This window comes from Streptomyces sp. NPDC050263, assembly GCF_040655955.1.
Classification (GTDB): Bacteria; Actinomycetota; Actinomycetes; order Streptomycetales; family Streptomycetaceae; genus Streptomyces.
On the sequence record NZ_JBFAKW010000108.1, the window covers coordinates 1 to 18,876 of the forward strand.

The window sequence follows — 18,876 nt, forward strand, 5'->3', positions numbered from 1 at the left end:
AACATCCCGCTTCGCGGGACGTTCCCGAAAGCCAGGATCAACCCCTACAAGCCGACCCCACCGAGGTTGACGAAACAGATAGGGGCACCCCCCCCCACGCACACGTCAACCTCCGGCGTCGCCGCGCTGCTGCTGTGCAGGGGGTGGCACGGCGCCTGTGAGGTGAGTCCGGGCAACCTTGCGGAAAGCGGTTACGAGACGGCTACGGTCGTCGGCGCGGGTCGCCAGGACGACCTGGCTCGGCGCCACGCCGTCGAGGGGCACGCTGGTGAGGTAGGGCCGGAGGACGAATCCCGGGGCGGCGGCCGACACGGCCACCGTCTGTCCCGCCGCGACGAGTTCGAACTCGTCCTCGACCTCGTCCACGTACGGCCCGTCCGGCACCGGGAATCGGGGCGCGGTTCGAGGCGCCAGAAGGCGCTCCACGCGGGGTCGCCAGCCCCTCATCCGCGGCATGGGCTCGCCGGCGAGGTCGTCGACGGTGACGGACTCCTTGCCGGCCAGGCGATGGCCGAGCGGGACGACCAGCACGCGGGCTTCGTCGTAGAGAACGCTCACGCGCAGTCCGTCCGTCGGGAAGGGGAGCCGGGTGACGACGGCGTCCACCCGGTGCTCGAACAGGGCCTGGCGTGGTTCGTGCCGGTCCAGGTGCAGCGTGCGGACGTCGGCGTCCGGGTGCATGCGGCGCAGTTCGCGGACGGCCGAGGTGACGGAGATCGCCACGGCCATCGGCCGTCGCCTGGACCTGCCCGTCACCGCGATCCCCGCCGCGCAGGCGCCCGCCCACTTCGGCTGGCTCGGCGGCCTCGTCGGCCGTGACATCCCCGCGTCCGGCGTCGTGACGCGCAAGCTGCTGGACCGGCGGCCCGAACACCCCACGCTCCTCGATGACTTGGCGCAGGGACACTACTTCGGCCCGGGCACCGCCCAGACCTGACGTCAGGTCACGTCACGTCACGTCACGTCAGCTGCTGCACCAGCACACCCCGGTCCGCCTCAGCGCAGTTCCGCGCGGAAGGCCACCGGGGTGTGTCCCGTGTGCAGTTGGAAGAACTTGGAGAAGTTCGCCGCATCGGGGAAGCCCACCGCCACACCGACCCGGCCGATCGGCAGATCCGTGTGGGCCAGGAGCCGCTTCGCCTCCAGGACGACGCGCTTGTCGATGAAACCCTTGGGCGTCTCGCCGGTGGCGGCGCGGACCGCGCGCACCAGGGTGCGGCGGGAGTAGCCGAGGGCGTCGGCGTAGGCGCTGACGCTGTGGTTGGTCGCGAAGTCCTCCTCCACGGCATCCCGGAACAGGGTGAAAGCGGTTCCCGCCTCGCGCCGCGACGCCTCCTCACTGCTCGCCGCGAGGTGCGCCAGCCGCAGCAGGAACGCGGTCAGGGAGTGCCGCAGCACCGCGGTGTGCAGGCTCACGGGCAGGGTGCCGCCGGCGCCGCCGTCGTCGTACTCCCTCTGCAGGTACGTCAGAGCCGCGCGCAGACCCGCGAGCTGGGCCTCGTCCGGGTGCAGCAGCGGCGGCAGGTCGTAGCGGTACAGGCCGGTGGCCTCGACGGTGGCGCGCGGCAGGAAACCGGGTTGCATGGTCAGGACCGTCCCGCGGTACCGGCTCGACCTCGAGAACCGGTGGACCTGGCCCGGCCGGATCCACAGCAGGTCGCCGGCCGTCGCCCGGTGCTCCGCGAAGTCGATCATGTGGCGGACGGGACCGTCGTCGAAGAGCATCACCACGTGGAAGTCGATGCGGTGGACACGGTCCAGCGGGGCGTCGGTGGGCCAGGTGCGGCCGGTGCCGCCCGCACCCAGGGGCTCCATGGGGCCCACCTGCATGCCGACGCCGCCGACGCTGCGCTCGACGGGGAAGGGCAGGGTTCTGATGCCCTCCCCGGCTCCGCCTTGGGTAGTTGTGTCCACGATGTCCCTCTTTTGCTGCACAGCCGCCGCCCTGTATCGCTCGGTATGGCTGCGTGCCGCTCATCTGTCACCTGCGGGTGTCCCACATTCACCACAGGCTGACACAGGAAGACCTTTCCCCGTAAAAGTCAGACTTTTACTTTTGAACGCGTAAGGCCAGCTGAACCGCTTCCATCGAGGACTTCTTGAAGATGAGCACGCACACACCGCACCGTTTCGAGTGGACCGACACCGACCGGCGTGCCGTCGACACCGCACGTCTACTGGCGGCGGACGCCGTGCAGCAGGTGGGCAACGGCCATCCCGGAACGGCGATGAGCCTGGCGCCGGTCGCGTACACGATCTTTCAGAAGGTGATGCGGCACGATCCGGCGGATCCCGAGTGGACCGGTCGCGACCGCTTCGTCCTCTCCCCCGGCCACACCTCGCTGACCCTCTACACCCAGCTCTTCCTCTCCGGCTACGAACTGGAGCTGGCGGACCTCAAGAGCTTCCGCACGCACGGCTCCAAGACCCCCGGGCATCCCGAGTACGGGCACACGGCCGGCGTCGAGACGACGACCGGACCGCTCGGTCAGGGTGTCGCCAACGCCGTCGGCATGGCGATGGCGGCCCGCTACGAGCGCGGCCTGTTCGACCCCGAGACCCCCGCGGGCGAGTCGCCGTTCGACCACACCGTCTGGGCGATCGTCTCCGACGGAGACCTGGAGGAGGGCGTTTCCGCCGAGGCGTCCTCGATGGCCGGCCACCAGAGGCTCGGCAACCTCGTCCTCGTCTACGACGACAACCACATCTCCATCGAGGGCGACACCGCCACCGCGTTCTCCGAGGACGTGCTGGGGCGTTACGCGGCGTACGGCTGGCACACCCAGCGCGTCGAGCCGACCCAGGACGGCGACGTCGACGTCCGTGCCCTGCACGCCGCCCTGACGACCGCTCAGGCCGAGACCGGGCGTCCCTCGATCATCTCCCTGCGCACGATCATCGCCTGGCCCGCACCGAACGCGCGGAACACCGAGGCCTCGCACGGCTCCGCCCTCGGCGCCGAGGAGATCGCGGCCACCAAGCGCGTCCTGGGCTTCGACCCGGAGCAGACCTTCGAGGTCTCGGACGCGGTCCTCGCCCACACCCGTGCCGCCCTCGACCGGGGCGCCGAGGCCCACGCGGCCTGGGACAAGCAGCTCGCCGAGTGGCGCGCCGCCCAGCCGGAGCGCGCGCAGCTGTTCGACCGGGTCGTCGCAGGTCAGCTCCCCGACGGGTGGGAGGACGCGCTGCCGGTGTTCGAGCCCGGAAAGTCCGTCGCGACCCGTGCGGCCTCCGGCAAGGTGCTCCAGGCGCTCGGCGCGGTCGTCCCCGAGCTGTGGGGCGGCTCCGCCGACCTGGCCGGATCCAACAACACGACGATCGACGAGACGTCGTCCTTCCTCCCCGAGGGCAACCCGCTGCCGGAGGCGGACCCGTACGGCCGCACGATCCACTTCGGCATCCGCGAGTTCTCGATGGCCGCGGAGATGAACGGCATCGCGCTGCACGGCAACACCCGTGTCTACGGCGGCACGTTCCTCGTGTTCTCCGACTACATGCGCAACGCCGTGCGCATGTCGGCGCTCATGCAGCTTCCGGTGACGTACGTGTGGACGCACGACTCGATCGGTCTCGGCGAGGACGGTCCGACCCACCAGCCGGTCGAGCACCTGGCCTCGCTGCGCGCCGTCCCCGGACTGAACATCGTCCGCCCGGCCGACGCCAACGAGACGGCGATCGCGTGGGCCGAGATCCTGAAGCGGCACGCCACGCACCCGGCCCCGCACGGCCTGGCCCTCACCCGGCAGGGCGTCCCGACCTACGCGCCCGACCCGGACGCGGCGAAGGGCGGTTACGTCCTGGCGGACTCCTCGACCGAGACCCCTGACGTCGTCCTCATCGCAACCGGTTCCGAGGTGCATCTCGCCGTCGCCGCGCGCGAGGCGCTGGAGGCGGAGGGGATCGGCGCCCGGGTGGTGTCGATGCCGTCCGTGGAGTGGTTCGAGGAGCAGCCGCGCGCATACCGCGACCGGGTCCTGCCGCCGTCGGTGAAGGCCCGTGTGGCGGTCGAGGCGGGCATCGGGCTCACCTGGCACCGGTTCGTGGGCGACGCGGGACGCATCGTCTCCCTCGAGCACTTCGGCGCCTCCGCCGACGCCGAGACCCTGTTCGCCGCATACGGCTTCACCGCCGAGAACGTCGCCGCAGCAGCGCGGGAATCCCTTTCCGCTGCGCGCGGTTGATCCGAAAGCCCGAAAGAAGATGATCACTGTGAACGAAGCAGCCGGGACCGAAACCGCTGCAGCAACCGCTACCGCAACCACGACCGCGGGAGCGCTCGAGCGCCTGTCCGACGAGGGCGTCTCCATCTGGCTGGACGACCTGTCACGGGGCCGGATCGCCTCCGGCGACCTCGCCGAACTCGTCGAGACGAGGAACGTCGTCGGCGTCACCACGAACCCGTCCATCTTCCAGGCCGCCATCGGCTCCGGCGAGGGTTACGAGGAGCAGCTCGCCGACCTGGCGGTGCGGGGCGTCACGGTCGACGAGGCCGTCCGGATGATGACGACCGCCGATGTGCGTGCCGCAGCCGACATTCTGCATTCTGTATACACGGCTACGGGTGGTCGCGACGGCCGGGTCTCCATCGAGGTCGACCCCCGGCTGGCCGATGACACGGTCGCCACCGTCGCCGAGGCCAAGCAACTGGCCTGGCTGGTCGACCGGCCCAACGTCATGATCAAGATCCCGGCGACGAAGGCCGGTCTCCCGGCGATCACCGAGGTCGTCGGCCTCGGCATCAGTGTCAACGTCACGCTGATCTTCTCGCTGGAGCGCTACCGCGAGGTCATGGACGCCTACCTGGCGGGCCTGGAGAAGGCGCAGGCCAAGGGCCTGGACCTGGCCCTGATCCATTCCGTGGCGTCCTTCTTCGTCTCCCGTGTCGACGCCGAGATCGACAAGCGGCTGACCGCCCTCGGCACGGACGCGGCCCTCGCCCTGAAGGGGAAGGCGGCGCTCGCCAACGCCCGGTTGGCCTTCGCGGCCTACGAGGACGTCTTCGCCGGTGACCGCTGGATCGCGCTGGCCGGGGCGAAGGCGAACAAGCAGCGTCCGCTGTGGGCATCCACCGGTGTGAAGGATCCTGCATACAAGGACACGCTGTATGTAGACGATCTGGTCGCACCGGGCACGGTCAACACCATGCCCGAGGCCACGCTGAACGCTGTCGCCGACCACGGCGACATCACCGGCGACACGGTCACCGGCGGCTACGCCCAGGCTCGCGCCGACCTCGCCGCCGTCGAGGCGCTCGGGATCGGTTACGACGACGTCGTCACCCGGTTGGAGGACGAGGGTGTCGCCAAGTTCGCGGTGGCGTGGCAGGACCTTCTGGACGCAGTCGCGAAGTCGCTGACGATCAAGGGAGTTGACGCGGAATGAGCATCAGCAGTCTCGGCGCCGACTGGGAGAACCCCCTGAGGGACCCTCGTGACAGGCGGCTGCCCAACGTGGCCGGCCCCTCCGGGCTCGTCATCTTCGGCGTGACCGGCGACCTCTCCCGCAAGAAGCTGATGCCGGCGATCTACGACCTCGCCAACCGCGGTCTGCTCCCGCCGGGCTTCTCGCTCGTCGGCTTCGCCCGCCGCGACTGGGCGGACCAGGACTTCGCGCAGGTCGTCCACGACGCGGTGCGCGAGCACTCCCGGACGCCGTTCCGCGAGGAGGTCTGGCAACAGCTCGCCGAGGGCATGCGGTTCGTCCCGGGCGACTTCGACGACGACACGGCGTTCAAGCAGTTGAAGACGGCGGTCGACGAACTGGACGCCTCCCGGGGCACGGGCGGCAACTTCGCCTTCTACCTGTCCGTGCCGCCGAAGTTCTTCCCCAAGGTCGTCGAACAGCTCAAGAAGCACGGGCTGGCAAAGGGCGCGGAGGGGTCCTGGCGGCGGGCGGTCATCGAGAAGCCGTTCGGCCACGACCTGGTCAGCGCACGCGAGCTGAACGCCGTGGTGCACGACGTGTTCGAACCGGACCAGGTGTTCCGCATCGACCACTACCTGGGCAAGGAGACCGTCCAGAACATCCTGGCGCTGCGCTTCGCCAACACGATGTTCGAGCCGATCTGGAACCGGTCGTACGTCGACCATGTGCAGATCACGATGGCCGAGGACATCGGCATCGGCGGTCGGGCCGGCTACTACGACGGCATCGGTTCGGCCCGTGACGTGATCCAGAACCACCTGCTTCAGCTCATGGCCCTCACCGCGATGGAGGAGCCGGCCTCCTTCGACGCCGCCTCGCTGCTCACCGAGAAGCTCAAGGTGCTCAGGGCCGTCAAGCTGCCGGAGGATCTCGGGAAGCACACGGTGCGGGCGCAGTACGCGGGCGCCTGGCAGGGCGGCGAGCGCGTAAGCGGTTACCTGGAGGAGGACGGCATCGACGGGTCTTCCACGACGGACACCTTCGCCGCGGTGAAGCTGAACGTCGACAACCGTCGCTGGGCGGGCGTCCCGTTCTATCTGCGGACCGGCAAGCGTCTCGGCCGCCGGGTGACGGAGATCGCCGTCGTCTTCCAGCGGGCGCCGCACTCCCCGTTCGACTCCACCGCCACCGAGGAGCTCGGCCAGAACGCCATCGTCATCCGCGTGCAGCCGGACGAGGGCATCACGGTGCGGTTCGGCTCCAAGGTGCCGGGCACCTCGATGGAGATCCGGGACGTCACGATGGACTTCGCGTACGGCGAGTCCTTCACCGAGTCCAGCCCGGAGGCGTACGAGCGGCTCATCCTGGACGTGCTGCTCGGCGACGCCAACCTGTTCCCGCGCCACCAGGAAGTGGAAGAGTCCTGGAAGATCCTCGACCCGATCGAGGAGTACTGGGCACGGCACGGCAGGCCCGCGCAGTACGCCTCGGGCAGCTGGGGCCCCGAGGAAGCCGACGAGATGCTCGCACGAGACGGACGGAGCTGGCGCAGGCCATGAAGATCGACCTGACGGACACCACGGCAAGCAAGATCAACAAGGCGTTGGTGCAGGGTCGCCGCGCCATCGGCACACCCGCCGTGGGCATGGTCCTGACGATGGTCATCGTCACGGACGAAGAAAACGCCTATGACTCGATCAAGGCGTCCGAGGAGGCCTCGCACGAGCACCCCTCGCGCACCCTGGTCGTCATCAAGCGGCACGCCCGCTCGCCGCGTGACCGCACCAACTCCCACCTCGACGCAGAGGTGCGGGTGGGCGCCGACGCCGGCACGGGCGAGACCGTCATCCTGCGCACGTACGGCGAGGTGTCCGAGCACGCCGACTCCGTCGTCCTGCCGCTGCTGCTGCCCGACGCGCCGGTCGTCGTGTGGTGGCCGGTGGACGCGCCGGAGCACCCCGCCAAGGACCCGCTGGGCGCCCTCGCGCAGCGCCGGATCACCGACATGTACGCCGTCGAGCGGCCGCTGACGGCCCTCGACGCCCGCGTGCGCTCGTACGCCCCCGGCGACACCGACCTCGCCTGGACCCGGCTCACCCCGTGGCGCTCGATGCTCGCTGCGGCCCTGGACCAGGCCCGGGCGCCGATCACCTCGGCGGCCGTCGAGAGCGAGGCCGAGAACCCCAGCGCCGAGCTGCTCGCGCGCTGGCTCCAGGCCCGGCTGGGCGTCACGGTCGACCGCGTCGTCACCGCGGGGCCGGTCGTCACGGCCGTCCGGCTCGGCACCGCGAACGGCGAGATCGTCATCGACCGCCCCGAAGGCCCGCTGGCCACGCTCACCCTGCCCGGCCAGCCCTCGCGCACCCTCGCGCTGAAGGTCCGCCCCACCTCCGAACTCATCGCCGAGGAGCTCAGGCGCCTCGACGCGGACGAGATGTACGCCGTCGCCCTGCGGGGCGAGGCTCCCAAGGAGACCCCCTCTCATGTCTGACTCCCTCCGCCTCGACCAGCGGCCCGAATGGGCGGCTCTGGAGGACCACCGCGCCGGGTGGCAGGCGCACCTGCGGGAGCTGTTCGCCGCGGATCCGCAGCGCGCCGAGCGGTACGTGGTGCGCGTCGGCGACCTGCGCATCGACTTCTCCAAGCACCTCATCACCGACGAGACCCTCGCCCTCCTGCACCGACTGGCCACCGCCACCGACGTGTTCGGGCTGCGCGACGCCATGTTCCGCGGGACGCGGATCAACCTCACGGAGAACCGGTCGGTTCTGCACACCGCGCTGCGCGCCCCCTCCGGCACGGTCGTCGAGGTCGACGGCGAGAACGTCGTGCCGCAGGTCCACGCCGTGCTGAGCAGGATGAGCGACTTCGCCGAGCGGGTGCGCTCCGGCGCCTGGACCGGCCACACGGGCCGTCGTATCCGCAATGTCGTCAACATCGGCATCGGCGGCTCCGACCTGGGGCCGGCCATGGCGTACGAGGCGCTGCGGGCCTTCACGGACCGCTCGCTGACGTTCCGGTTCGTCTCCAACGTCGACGGCGCCGACCTCCACGAGGCCGTACGGGACCTGGACCCCGCCGAGACGCTGTTCGTCGTCGCCTCCAAGACGTTCACCACGATCGAGACGATCACCAACGCGACCTCGGCCCGCTCCTGGCTCCTCGACGGCCTGGACGGCGAGGAGAAGGCGGTCGCCAGGCACTTCGTCGCGCTGTCCACGAACGCCGAGAAGGTCGCCGACTTCGGCATCGACACGGCCAACATGTTCGAGTTCTGGGACTGGGTCGGGGGCCGTTACTCCTTCGACTCGGCGATCGGACTGTCGCTGATGGTCGCCATCGGTCCGGAGCGGTTCCGCGAGCTGCTCGACGGGTTCAGGATCGTGGACGACCACTTCCGCACCGCTCCCGCCGAGTCCAACGCCCCGCTGATCCTCGGCCTGTTGGGCATCTGGTACGGCAACTTCTTCGACGCGCAGTCGCACGCCGTACTGCCCTACAGCCACTATCTGTCGAAGTTCACCGCCTATCTCCAGCAGCTCGACATGGAGTCCAACGGCAAATCGGTGCAGCGCGACGGACGGCCGGTCGCGTGGCAGACCGGGCCGGTGGTGTGGGGCACGCCGGGCACCAACGGGCAGCACGCGTACTACCAGTTGATCCACCAGGGCACGAAGCTCATCCCGGCCGATCTCATCGGGTTCGCTCGCCCGCTCGACGAGCTGAGCGGCGAACTCGCCGCGCAGCACGACCTGTTGATGGCCAACCTGTTCGCGCAGGGCCAGGCGCTCGCCTTCGGCAAGACCGCCGACGAGGTCCGGGCGGAGGGCGTGCCCGAGGAGCAGGCAGCGCACCGCACCTTCCAGGGCAACCACCCCACGACCACGATCCTGGCCCGTGAGCTGACCCCCTCGGTCCTCGGCCAGCTGATCGCCCTCTACGAGCACAAGGTGTTCGTGCAGGGCGCCGTCTGGAACATCGACTCCTTCGACCAGTGGGGCGTCGAGCTCGGCAAGGTCCTCGCCAAGCGCGTCGAACCCGCCCTGACCGAAGGCGCGTCGGTGCCCGGTCTCGACCCCTCCACCACCGCTCTCGTGGCCGCGTACCGCGAGCTCAAGGAAGTGAACTGACATGGCATCGGTACAGCTCGGCCTGATCGGCCTCGGCAAGATGGGCGGCAACATGCGCGAGCGGATCCGCCGCGCCGGCCACACCGTCATCGGCTACGACCGCAACCCCGAAGTCTCCGACGTGGCGAGCCTGGCCGAACTGGTCGAGGGGCTCGAAGCCCCGCGCGTGGTCTGGGTGATGGTCCCGGCCGGCGCCGCGACCCAGTCGGTCGTCGACGAGCTGGGCGGACTCCTCTCCCCCGGCGACACGGTCGTCGACGGCGGCAACTCCCGCTGGACGGACGACGAGAAGCACGCCGAGGAGCTCGGCGCCAAGGGCATCGGCTTCGTCGACGCCGGTGTCTCCGGCGGCGTGTGGGGGCTGCAGAACGGCTACGCCCTGATGGTCGGCGGCGACAAGAGCCACGTCGAGCGGCTCCAGCCGATCTTCGACGCGCTCAAGCCGGAGGGCCCGTACGGCTATGTCCACGCCGGCAAGGTCGGCGCCGGGCACTTCTCGAAGATGGTCCACAACGGCATCGAGTACGCCATGATGCAGGCCTACGCCGAGGGCTGGGAGCTGCTCGAGAAGGTCGACTCGGTGGAGAACGTGCGCGAGGTCTTCCGGTCCTGGCAGGAGGGCACGGTCATCCGGTCCTGGCTGCTCGACCTGGCGGTCAACGCCCTCGACGAGGACGTGCACCTGGACAAGCTGCGCGGTTACGCCGAGGACTCCGGCGAGGGCCGGTGGACGGTCGAGGCCGCCATCGACAACGCCGTGCCGCTGCCGGCCATCACCGCGTCCCTCTTCGCGCGGTTCGCGTCCCGTCAGGACGACTCGCCGCAGATGAAGATGATCGCGGCGCTGCGCAACCAGTTCGGCGGCCACGCCGTCGAGTCGGCCGAGGAGTAGTCCGGCCGTGGGGGATCTTCTGCTGGTCCGCCACGGGGAGACGCAGTGGAGCAGGTCGGGGCAGCACACCAGCTGGACCGACCTGCCCCTCACCGAGCGGGGCGAGGAACAGGCCGAGTCCCTCGCCCCGCTCCTCTCCGGCCGGACCTTCGCGCAGGCCCTGACCAGCCCGCTGCACCGCGCGATCCGCACCGCCGAACTCGCCGGCCTCACCGGGGCCGTGCCCGAACCCGACCTGCACGAGTGGGACTACGGCGGCTACGAGGGCGTCACCACCGTCGACATCCACCGCACCCGCCCCGCCTGGGACCTGTGGACCGACGGCGTGCCGCCCGGCCCGGACGGTCACCCCGGGGAGTCGCCGTCCGCGATCGGAGAGCGCGCCGACCGGGTGCTGGCCCGGCTGGGCGAGGCGCTGACGCACGACGACCGTGACGTCGTCGTCGTCGCCCACGGCCATTTCCTACGGGTCCTGACGGCCCGTCGGCTCGGACTGCCGCCCGCCGAGGGCCGGTTGTTCCAGCTGTCCACGGGCACGGTCAGCCGACTGTCGACGGAGCACGGGCGACCCGTGATCGCCGAATGGAACGCCCGGGCTCGGGGCCTGTCCGACGGATCAAGTCGCAGGAAAGCAGCGGCGACTGACCAGCCCAGGTGAGCGGGGTCATGGAGGTCCCCCGCTCGAGCGCAGCCGAGAGCGGGGGTCGGCAACCGACGACAACGCCGCTGGGGGTGGGGGTACCCCCTCTGGGGGAGCGTGCCAGACCCCCGCGTCTGCGGCATGATCCGCCGGACAGGCCCCTAGGCGGTTGACACCGCTCGACGCGGCCCGCCAGAGTCGCGGCTGATGGAGATCGACAGTCTGACACCGGCCGAACGACGAGTCTGGCGGGCCTTCGCCACGGGGGCGACCGTGGACTTCCGGGCGCAGGGCGAAGGGAACGGACCCGAACACGGCGTACGGGCGGCCGTGTTGCGGGCGCTGCTCCTCAACGGCCCTCGGGAACCAGGGGAGATAGCCGCCCTCAGGATCTCGGGCGCTCGCATCACCGGCGTCCTCGATCTGCGGTACGCGGGCGTCGACAGCATGATCCGCCTGAGCCACTGCCGTTTCGACGAGGCCCCGCGACTGGTCGGCGCCCAGCTCAACTACGTCAGCCTGCGTGACTCCGAGCTGCCCGGTCTGAGCGCTTCGCACACCCGGATCGACGGCGGACTGCGCCTGACCCGCTGTCGTATCGGCGGCCCGGTGCACCTCAGCAGAGCACAGATCTCGGGTGCGCTGTACCTCGACGGGGCGGAGGTCGCCACGACCGACCCCGCACAGCCCGTCCTCCAGCTCAACCAGGTCTCCATCGACGACGACCTCTGCGCCCGCGGTCTGCGCGCCCACGGACTGATCCGGCTCGACGGCGCGACCGTCGCCGGCTCGATCGACCTGGAGGACGCCGAGCTGAGAAATCCCGGCGGCTTCGTCCTGGAGGCCGAGGCGCTCGACGTGGGCGCGAACCTGCTGGGCCGGCGGATGCGCGCACAGGGCCGGATCGATCTGCGCGGCGCCCGGATCCCCGGCCGGGTCGACCTGCTGCGCAGCTCCCTGTCCAACCCGGGCGGCACCGCCCTGCGGGCCAGTAGTTGCGTCATCGGCGAGATCTGGCTGCGCGAGGGCGCCCCGATCGAGGGCCGGCTCAACCTGCGGCGCGCCGAGGTGGGCCAACTCCAGCTGGAGCCCGAGATGTTGCCCGATCAGGTGCGGCTGCTGGACCTCACCTACACCTTCCTCACCCCGCACGAGCCCGCCGAGCGGCGGCTGCCCATGCTGGAGCGCGACGAGGGCTTCGACCCGCACGCCTACGAACAGCTGACGGCCGCCTACCGCCGCACCGGCGACGACCGGGCGGCCAGGGTCGTGCAGCTGGCCAAGCAGCGCCGGCATCGCGGCACGCTGCCCTGGTACGGCCGGCTGTGGGGCCACCTCCAGGACGCCGCGGTCGGCTACGGCTTCCGCCCGCTGCGCGCGGCCGGCTGGCTGCTGTCGTTGCTGGCCGTCGGCTCGGTCGCGTACGCCGGTCATCATCCGCCGCCGCTCAAGGCGGGCGAGGCGCCCGAGTTCGACCCGGTGTTCTACACCCTCGACCTGCTGCTGCCGGTGATCTCCTTCGGTCAGGAGAGCGCCTTCGCGCCGACCGGTGGATATCAGACGCTGTCGTACGTCCTGATCGTCACCGGGTGGATCCTGGCCACGACGGTCGCCGCCGGTGTGACCAGGACGGTCAGCCGCCAGTAGACCGGGTCAGCGCACGGCGTGCTGGGCGGCCAGCCGCACCGGCGCGTTGGCGGCGCCGTAGCCCTGGTAGCCGCCGTCGCGCTGGACGAGCTCGAAGAAGACGCGGCCGACCGTGTGCGTGTAGCAGTGCCGGAAGACCCCGTGCGCGTCCCGGTCGTAGAGGATGCCGAGGTCTCGGTAGGTCTCCAGCTCGCCGTCGGCGAACTCCAAGCGGGCCGCGAGGTCGTCGTAGTAGTTCGCGGGGATGCGCAGTGGGCGGCCGCCGGCCTCGGTGAGCCGACGGGCCGCGGCGACCACGTCGTCGGTGGCCAGCGCGATGTGCCGGGCGTGCGCGGTGTCGTCGCCGGGGGCCGCGCCGACGGTGAGCGGGAAGCGGACGCTGCCGTCGGCGTTGGTGACGGCGCGGCTGCGCAGCAGCCCGTAGGGGTCGGCGACGTCGACGGACTCCTGGGCGTCGAGGCCGAGGACACCGCGGTGGAAGAGGACCGCCTCGTCGAAGTGGTGCCAGGGCTGGGTGAGCGCCACGTGGTCGACACGGCAGGACCCGAGGGGGGCCGGGGTGGCGGCGGTGTGCGGGATGTCCTCGAAGTCGGCGCGCCAGTTGGGGAGTTCGGGCCGGTCGGTCGCGCACAGGAAGAGCTCCGTGCCGTCGGGGGCGGCGACGGCGTCCAGCGGGGCGTCCTCGGCTGCGCGGCGGCGGGGCAGCACGGGGGCGAGCAGGGCCTCGGCACGGCGGGCGGCGGCGGCCGGGTCCGGTGACTCCAGGCCGATCGCGGCGAGCGTGGTGCCGTCACGGCGAGCGGCCGGGCCGGTGTTGACCAGGACGCGGGCCTCGCCCTGCTCCCACAGTTCGACCGGTTTGCCGCGGTGGCGGGCGGTGCGGGCGAAGCCCAGGCCGGCGAGGAGGGCGACGACGGGTTCGGCGTCGTGGGTGACCAGTTCGGCGAAGGCGACCCCGGTGAGCGCGGCGGGCGCGGGCAGGGCCTCGATGCCGGCCTCCTCCTGGAGGATCAGCAGCGAGCGGCGGGCGTCCACGGCGGTCGGGCCGGCCTCGGCCTGCCGGAAGACGTCGTTGAAGACCTCCAGGGAGAGCGGACCGTCGTAACCGGTGCGCAGGACGTGCTTCACGAGTCCGGCGACGTCGAAGCCGCCCTGTCCGGGGAAGCAGCGGTGATGGCGGCTCCACTGGAGGACGTCCATGCCGAGCAGCGGGGCGTCGGCGAGTTGCAGGAAGAAGATCTTCTCGCCGGGGATGTCCTCGATCGGCTTGGGGTCGGAGCCCCGGGACAGGATGTGGAAGCTGTCGAGGCAGGTGCCGAGCGCGGGATGGTCGGCGCTCTCGACGAGGTGCCAGGCGTGGTCGTAGGTGCTGACGTGCCGCCCCCAGGCGAGCGCCTCGTAGGCGACGCGGACGCCGAAGTCCTGGGCCAGGTCGGCCAGTGCGCTCAGCTGCTCGGCGGCGAGGGCGTCGTCGTCCACGGCGAGCGGGGAGACGCTGGAGCAGACCAGGACGGTGTCCGCGCCGAGCCGCTCCATCAGCTCGAACTTGTGCCGGGCGCGGCGCAGGTTGCGGGCGAACTCCGCGGCCGGCACCGCCTCGATGTCCCGCATCGGCTGGTACAGGTCGATGCCGAGGCCCAGGTCGGCGCAGCGGGCGCGGATCTCCTCCGGGGTCAGGGGGCTCGCGAGCAGGTCGTTCTCGAAGATCTCGACGCCGTCGAAACCGGCCCGGGCGGCGGCCGTGAGCTTCTCGGTGAGGGATCCGCTGAGGGAAACGGTTGCTATGGACGTACGCACCTTGACGTCTCCTGGTCGTTGCGGGGCGGCGGCAGCTGATTCGGGGGCGGCGACAGTTGATTCGTGGGGGCTCTACTTCGGGGCCGGGATCGCGCCGGCCAATGCGGCGAAGTGCGCGAGCATCTGCGTGCCGTCGGGTTCCCGCCCGGTGAACAGACGGAACGCGTCCACCGCCTGGAAGACGGCCATGCCGCCGCCGTCGAGGGTGGCGCAGCCCAGCGCGCGGGCGGTGCGCAGCAGCTCTGTCTCCAGGGGGCGGTAGACGACCTCGGCGACCCACAGGCCGGGCCGCAGCAGCTCGGCCGGGAAGGGCAGGCCGGGGTGGGCGGCCATGCCGGTGGGGGTGGCGTGCACGATGCCGTCGGCCGAGGCCAGCAGGTCGGCCAGCCGTTCCGGGGTGGCGACCGCGGCCCGGTCGGGCCCGAAGTGGCGGTTCAACGAGCCGGCGAGCTCCGCGGCCCGGTCCGGCAGCGCGTCGACGACCGTGACCTGCCCGGCGCCGAGGGTGAGCGTCGCGTGCGCGACGGCCGCGCCCGCGCCGCCGGCGCCGAGCTGCACGACGCGCTCCAGCGGAACATCGGGCAGACCGCGTGCGAAAGAAGCGGCGAAACCGGTTACGTCGGTGTTGTGGCCGATGGCCCGGCCGTCGTCCCCGAAGACCACGGTGTTGACCGCGCCGAGCGCCTCGGCCTGCGGGGAGAGCGCGTCGAGGTGCGGGATGACCAGCTGCTTGCACGGGTGCGTGATGTTGAGCCCGTCGAAACCGAGGCCGCGCGCGGCGCGCACCAGGTCGCCGACCGCCTCGGGCCCGACGCCGAGCACGTCGATGTCGATGAGGCGGTACAGACAGCGCAGCCCCTGCCGGTCGGCCTCCCGCTCGTGCAGCGCCGGGCTGAGAGACGGACCGATGCCGGAACCGATCAGTCCGACGAGATACGAGTCCTTGAAGACGACGGCCACTGCGGACCTCCTGATCGGCTGGATCGACTGAAGCGAACACGCTGGACGAACAATGTACGAACTGGTGAGTTAGTCATAACACCGGGGCGGGCCCCGAGGGAAGCCCTCTCATGTCACGGGAGGGGAGAGGGCTTCTAGAATCTCGGCACTGCACTCAAGCCGCCCGAAGGAACCCGATGACCAGCGTCGACGAACCGGCACGACCCCACGGCAACGGGCGCATCCGCGACGCCGCCCGGACCCGGGCCGAGATCCTCGACGTGGCGACCCAGGAGTTCGCCCGCGCCGGCTACGCCGGGGCCCGGGTGGACGACATCGCCGCTCTCACCAGCACTACGAAGCGGATGATCTACTACTACTTCGGCGGCAAGGAGCAGCTGTTCACCGCCGTCCTGGAGCGGGCCTACGGCGTGATCCGCGAGGCCGAGCAGGAGCTCGACGTCGAGCACCTCGACCCCGTCGCGGCCATCCGTCGGTTGGCGGAGCTCACCTTCGACCACCATGAGCAGCATCCCGACTTCATCCGTCTGGTGAGCATCGAGAACATCCACGAGGCCGAGCACATCGCCGCCTCCGAGAAGCTCGGACGGATCGGCTCCCCCGCGCTCGACGTGATCCGCCGCATCCTGGCCTCGGGACACGAGTCCGGCCTGTTCACGGCCGAGGTGGACGCCGTCGACCTGCACGCGATGATCAGCTCGTTCTGCTTCTTCCGGGTGGCCAACCGGCATACGTTCGGCGCGCTGTTCGGCCGCGACCTGGTCGACCCCGCGCAGCGCGAGCACTACCGCACCATGCTCGGCGACATGGTGATCGCCTACCTGACGGCGGAGCGCGCGGCGGACTGATCCACCGGGAGTCGGACGGGACGGGACGACGCAGGACGGCACCGGACGACCAGGGACGGCCACGGAAGATCCTTCCGCGTGGCCTATTGACAGCGGAGAAGCATCAGCGCACCATCCGTAGCCATCCACTACTAACTATCCAGTGGGTTAATTAGCCGGGCACGCACCCGGCGCGGCCGTCCCGCACCCCAGGGAACCGGCCCTACTCCCCTTGTCTCACTCCACGTACCTTGGACGCTGGAGTTCCCTCGAAGGAGCACGCCGTGCCCGTCCCCGCCGCACCCCCCGGCCAGCCGAAGAAAGCCGCCACGGCGGCCTGGATCGGCAGTGCCCTGGAGTACTACGACTTCTTCATCTACGGCAGCGCGGCAGCACTGATCTTCCCGAAGGTCTTCTTCGACGAGTCCGACCCGGCCACCGCGACCCTGCTGTCGCTCGCCACGTTCGGCGTCGCCTACGCCGCCCGGCCCGTCGGCGCGCTGTTCCTCGGACACTTCGGCGACCGTGCGGGCCGTAAGAAGATCATGGTCTTCACGCTGATCCTGATGGGCGTCTCCACGTTCCTCATCGGCTGTCTGCCCACCCGTGACCAGGTCGGCACGCTCGCGCCCGTCCTGCTGGTGCTGTGCCGGGTCCTCCAGGGCATCTCCGCCGCCGGCGAGCAGGCCAGCGCCAACTCCATGACGCTGGAACACGCCCCGCCGAACCGGCGCGGCTTCTTCACCAGCTTCACCCTCAGCGGCACCCAGGGCGGCCAGCTCCTCGCCACGCTCGTCTTCATCCCGATCGCGGCCCTCCCCGAGGACCAGCTGCTGTCCTGGGGCTGGCGGGTCCCGTTCTGGCTGAGCATCGCGGTCGCCGTCGTCGGCTACGTCATCCGCCGCAAGCTGGAGGAGACCCCGGCCTTCGAAGCCCAGCAGGCCACCGGTGAGGTCGTCAAGCTGCCGCTGGCGGTGCTGCTGCGCGAGCACTGGGCGGACGTCCTGCGGGTGATCGCGGGCGCGCTCGTCGCCTCGGTCAGCACCATCTTCACGGTGTGGGCGCTGGCGTACGCGACCAGCGACTCGGTCGGCATGGACCGCTCCTCCATGCTGTGGGTGGGCGCGCTCGCCAACCTGGTCGCGCTGGCGGCCATCCCCGCGTGGGCCACGCTCTCCGACCGCATCGGCCGCCGTCCGGTGTTCCTGGTCGGCGCGGCCGGCAGCGCGGTGATGATGGTCGCCTACCTGTGGGCGATCTCCACCGGCTCCTACCCGCTGATCCTGCTCATGGGCATCGTCACCTTCGGCGTGGTCTACAGCGCGGCGAACGGCGTGTGGCCCTCGTTCTACGGGGAGATGTTCTCCACCCGGGTGCGGCTGTCCGGCATGGCGATCGGCACCCAGATCGGCTTCGCCGTGGCCGGCTTCGCGGTCACCTTCGCCGCGCAGATCGCGGGCCCGAACGGCGACGACTGGTCCTCGGTGGCCCTCTTCACGGCGGCGCTGTGCGTCCCGCCGGTGATCGCTGCCCTGTCGGCCCGGGAGACGGCGAAGATCCCGACGGAGCACCTGGGCGAGCGCTCGGTGCGGGAGCCGTCCCAGCCGGAAACGGTTACTGCCTGATCCTGCCCGAGCCACTCGAGCCGCCCGAGCCCCCGGACGCCTGCACGGCACCGGGGGTTCGGGCGTGCCGCAGGCCCCCTGTCATCCGACGACTTCGACGGAGTCCGGCTCGGGGAACGGCATCGCCTCCCAGCCCAGGGGCCACCCGTTGTGGCGAGGGAGCCCGGGCTCGACGTCCAGGACCCGCGGGATCCGCCGCATCCACCACTGTCCCGTGCTCTCCTCACGCCCCGGCCAGGGGATCGTCGCCGCCCGGAACCTCGCGTCGAGCGCGTCGAGTTCCGGCTGTCGTGCGGCACGCACCTGCGAAGGCAGCAGCCGCCAGACGCCGGCCAGCCCGGTCCGGCACGCGAGGTCGTTGCTCAGCTCCGGCGCGCACCACGAGTACCCCTCCTCGTCCTCGACCTCTCGCACGAGGTCGGCCCAGGCGGTGAGCAGCGCATGGGCCCGGACCAGGACATCGTTCGCGTGCCCGCCGGACGGCCGGCCGTCGGCCTTCGTCATTTCTCCTCGGCTGCCCGAGGGATCCCATAGGCCCGCTCGACCCGTAGGCGCACCACGAGGCGGCGGTCGCGGACCATGGCGGCGCGGTAGTCGTCCCAGTCGGGGTGCTCGCCGAGGACGTCGCGATAGAGGCGGATCAGTTCCTCGACCGTGTCGTCGTAGGGATCCTCGGCGACCGGCGTGAGGTCGGCGGTGGCCTCGGCGACCGTGTAGGCGCGGTGGTCGGGGGCGGTGACGTGGTACGACGCCCGGGGGTCGCGGCGCAGATTGCGGGTCTTGGCGCGGTCGTCCGTGACGGAGATCCGGATGACGCCCTCGTCCGGGTAGTAGTGGTGACTGACGTTCGACAGCTGGGGGCGTCCGTCGCGCTTGAGGGTGACCAGCACCCCGCCGCGACCCTCCGTGAGCAGCGCGAGCAGTGCGTTCTGCGTCGTCTCCTGAGCCATGTCTCGCACAACCCGCGCCCTGGGGAGCGCATTCCCCGCCGCGG

At 70.9% G+C, this 18,876-nt stretch carries 17 protein-coding genes; 11 read left to right on the forward strand and 6 right to left on the reverse strand.

The features are described 5' to 3' along the window. Positions 1-105: 105 nt before the first annotated feature. Positions 106-729: a LysR substrate-binding domain-containing protein gene (locus AB0J04_RS34500; protein ID WP_363172549.1), complete on the reverse strand. Its 624-nt coding sequence runs from the start codon at positions 727-729 to the stop codon at positions 106-108. On the opposite strand from AB0J04_RS34500, the gene AB0J04_RS34505 reads away from it, so the two are divergent. Further along, positions 707-937 carry a hypothetical protein gene (locus AB0J04_RS34505; RefSeq protein ID WP_363172550.1) on the forward strand — a complete coding sequence of 77 codons (231 nt, stop codon included), beginning with the start codon at positions 707-709 and terminating at the stop codon, positions 935-937. The genes AB0J04_RS34500 and AB0J04_RS34505 overlap by 23 nt on opposite strands. Positions 938-996: 59 nt before the next feature. Here the strand turns inward: AB0J04_RS34505 and AB0J04_RS34510 are convergent, their stop codons facing one another. Next, positions 997-1,917, reverse strand: coding sequence for an AraC family transcriptional regulator (locus tag AB0J04_RS34510; protein ID WP_363172575.1), 921 nt, complete (start codon positions 1,915-1,917; stop codon positions 997-999). Between the two features lie 188 nt (positions 1,918-2,105). Here AB0J04_RS34510 and tkt point away from each other — a divergent pair, with 188 nt between their 5' ends. The 8 genes from tkt (at position 2,106) to AB0J04_RS34550 (ending at position 12,673) form a co-directional block, all read left to right on the forward strand. After that, positions 2,106-4,181, forward strand: a complete 2,076-nt coding sequence (gene tkt / locus AB0J04_RS34515) for a transketolase (RefSeq protein ID WP_363172551.1) — start codon at positions 2,106-2,108, stop codon at positions 4,179-4,181. A gap of 19 nt (positions 4,182-4,200) precedes the next feature. Further along, positions 4,201-5,382: a transaldolase gene (gene tal / locus AB0J04_RS34520; protein WP_363172552.1), complete on the forward strand. Its 1,182-nt coding sequence runs from the start codon at positions 4,201-4,203 to the stop codon at positions 5,380-5,382. After that, positions 5,379-6,923, forward strand: coding sequence for a glucose-6-phosphate dehydrogenase (gene zwf, locus AB0J04_RS34525; RefSeq protein ID WP_363172553.1), 1,545 nt, complete (start codon positions 5,379-5,381; stop codon positions 6,921-6,923). The genes tal and zwf overlap by 4 nt, the downstream gene beginning before the upstream one ends. Then, positions 6,920-7,855, forward strand: coding sequence for a glucose-6-phosphate dehydrogenase assembly protein OpcA (gene opcA / locus AB0J04_RS34530; RefSeq protein ID WP_363172554.1), 936 nt, complete (start codon positions 6,920-6,922; stop codon positions 7,853-7,855). The genes zwf and opcA overlap by 4 nt, the downstream gene beginning before the upstream one ends. Further along, positions 7,848-9,494 carry a glucose-6-phosphate isomerase gene (gene pgi / locus AB0J04_RS34535; RefSeq protein WP_363172555.1) on the forward strand — a complete coding sequence of 549 codons (1,647 nt, stop codon included), beginning with the start codon at positions 7,848-7,850 and terminating at the stop codon, positions 9,492-9,494. Before opcA ends, pgi begins: the two co-directional genes overlap by 8 nt. A gap of 1 nt (position 9,495) precedes the next feature. After that, complete coding sequence (gene gnd, locus AB0J04_RS34540) at positions 9,496-10,386, forward strand: phosphogluconate dehydrogenase (NAD(+)-dependent, decarboxylating) (protein WP_363172556.1); 891 nt, start codon at positions 9,496-9,498, stop codon at positions 10,384-10,386. 7 nt (positions 10,387-10,393) lie between these two features. Then, positions 10,394-11,044: a histidine phosphatase family protein gene (locus AB0J04_RS34545; protein WP_363172557.1), complete on the forward strand. Its 651-nt coding sequence runs from the start codon at positions 10,394-10,396 to the stop codon at positions 11,042-11,044. Positions 11,045-11,233: 189 nt separating this feature from the next. Further along, positions 11,234-12,673, forward strand: a complete 1,440-nt coding sequence (locus tag AB0J04_RS34550) for a membrane-associated oxidoreductase (protein WP_363172558.1) — start codon at positions 11,234-11,236, stop codon at positions 12,671-12,673. 6 nt (positions 12,674-12,679) lie between these two features. Here AB0J04_RS34550 and AB0J04_RS34555 read toward each other — a convergent pair whose 3' ends face one another. Both AB0J04_RS34555 and AB0J04_RS34560 read right to left on the reverse strand, forming a co-directional pair. Further along, positions 12,680-14,470, reverse strand: a complete 1,791-nt coding sequence (locus AB0J04_RS34555) for a TIM barrel protein (RefSeq protein WP_363172559.1) — start codon at positions 14,468-14,470, stop codon at positions 12,680-12,682. A 72-nt stretch (positions 14,471-14,542) separates the two neighbouring features. Further along, positions 14,543-15,430, reverse strand: coding sequence for a shikimate dehydrogenase (locus AB0J04_RS34560; RefSeq protein ID WP_363172560.1), 888 nt, complete (start codon positions 15,428-15,430; stop codon positions 14,543-14,545). A gap of 176 nt (positions 15,431-15,606) precedes the next feature. On the opposite strand from AB0J04_RS34560, the gene AB0J04_RS34565 reads away from it, so the two are divergent. Both AB0J04_RS34565 and AB0J04_RS34570 read left to right on the forward strand, forming a co-directional pair. Next, a complete protein-coding gene (locus AB0J04_RS34565; protein ID WP_363172561.1) occupies positions 15,607-16,278 on the forward strand; it encodes a TetR/AcrR family transcriptional regulator in 672 nt (223 codons plus the stop codon). 263 nt (positions 16,279-16,541) lie between these two features. Beyond that, positions 16,542-17,882, forward strand: a complete 1,341-nt coding sequence (locus tag AB0J04_RS34570) for an MFS transporter (RefSeq protein WP_363172562.1) — start codon at positions 16,542-16,544, stop codon at positions 17,880-17,882. Between the two features lie 81 nt (positions 17,883-17,963). Here AB0J04_RS34570 and AB0J04_RS34575 read toward each other — a convergent pair whose 3' ends face one another. Together AB0J04_RS34575 and AB0J04_RS34580 are read right to left on the reverse strand one after the other, a co-directional pair. Beyond that, positions 17,964-18,386 carry a hypothetical protein gene (locus tag AB0J04_RS34575; protein WP_363172563.1) on the reverse strand — a complete coding sequence of 141 codons (423 nt, stop codon included), beginning with the start codon at positions 18,384-18,386 and terminating at the stop codon, positions 17,964-17,966. Then, positions 18,383-18,832: a PPOX class F420-dependent oxidoreductase gene (locus AB0J04_RS34580; protein ID WP_363172564.1), complete on the reverse strand. Its 450-nt coding sequence runs from the start codon at positions 18,830-18,832 to the stop codon at positions 18,383-18,385. Before AB0J04_RS34580 ends, AB0J04_RS34575 begins: the two co-directional genes overlap by 4 nt. Positions 18,833-18,876: the final 44 nt, after the last annotated feature.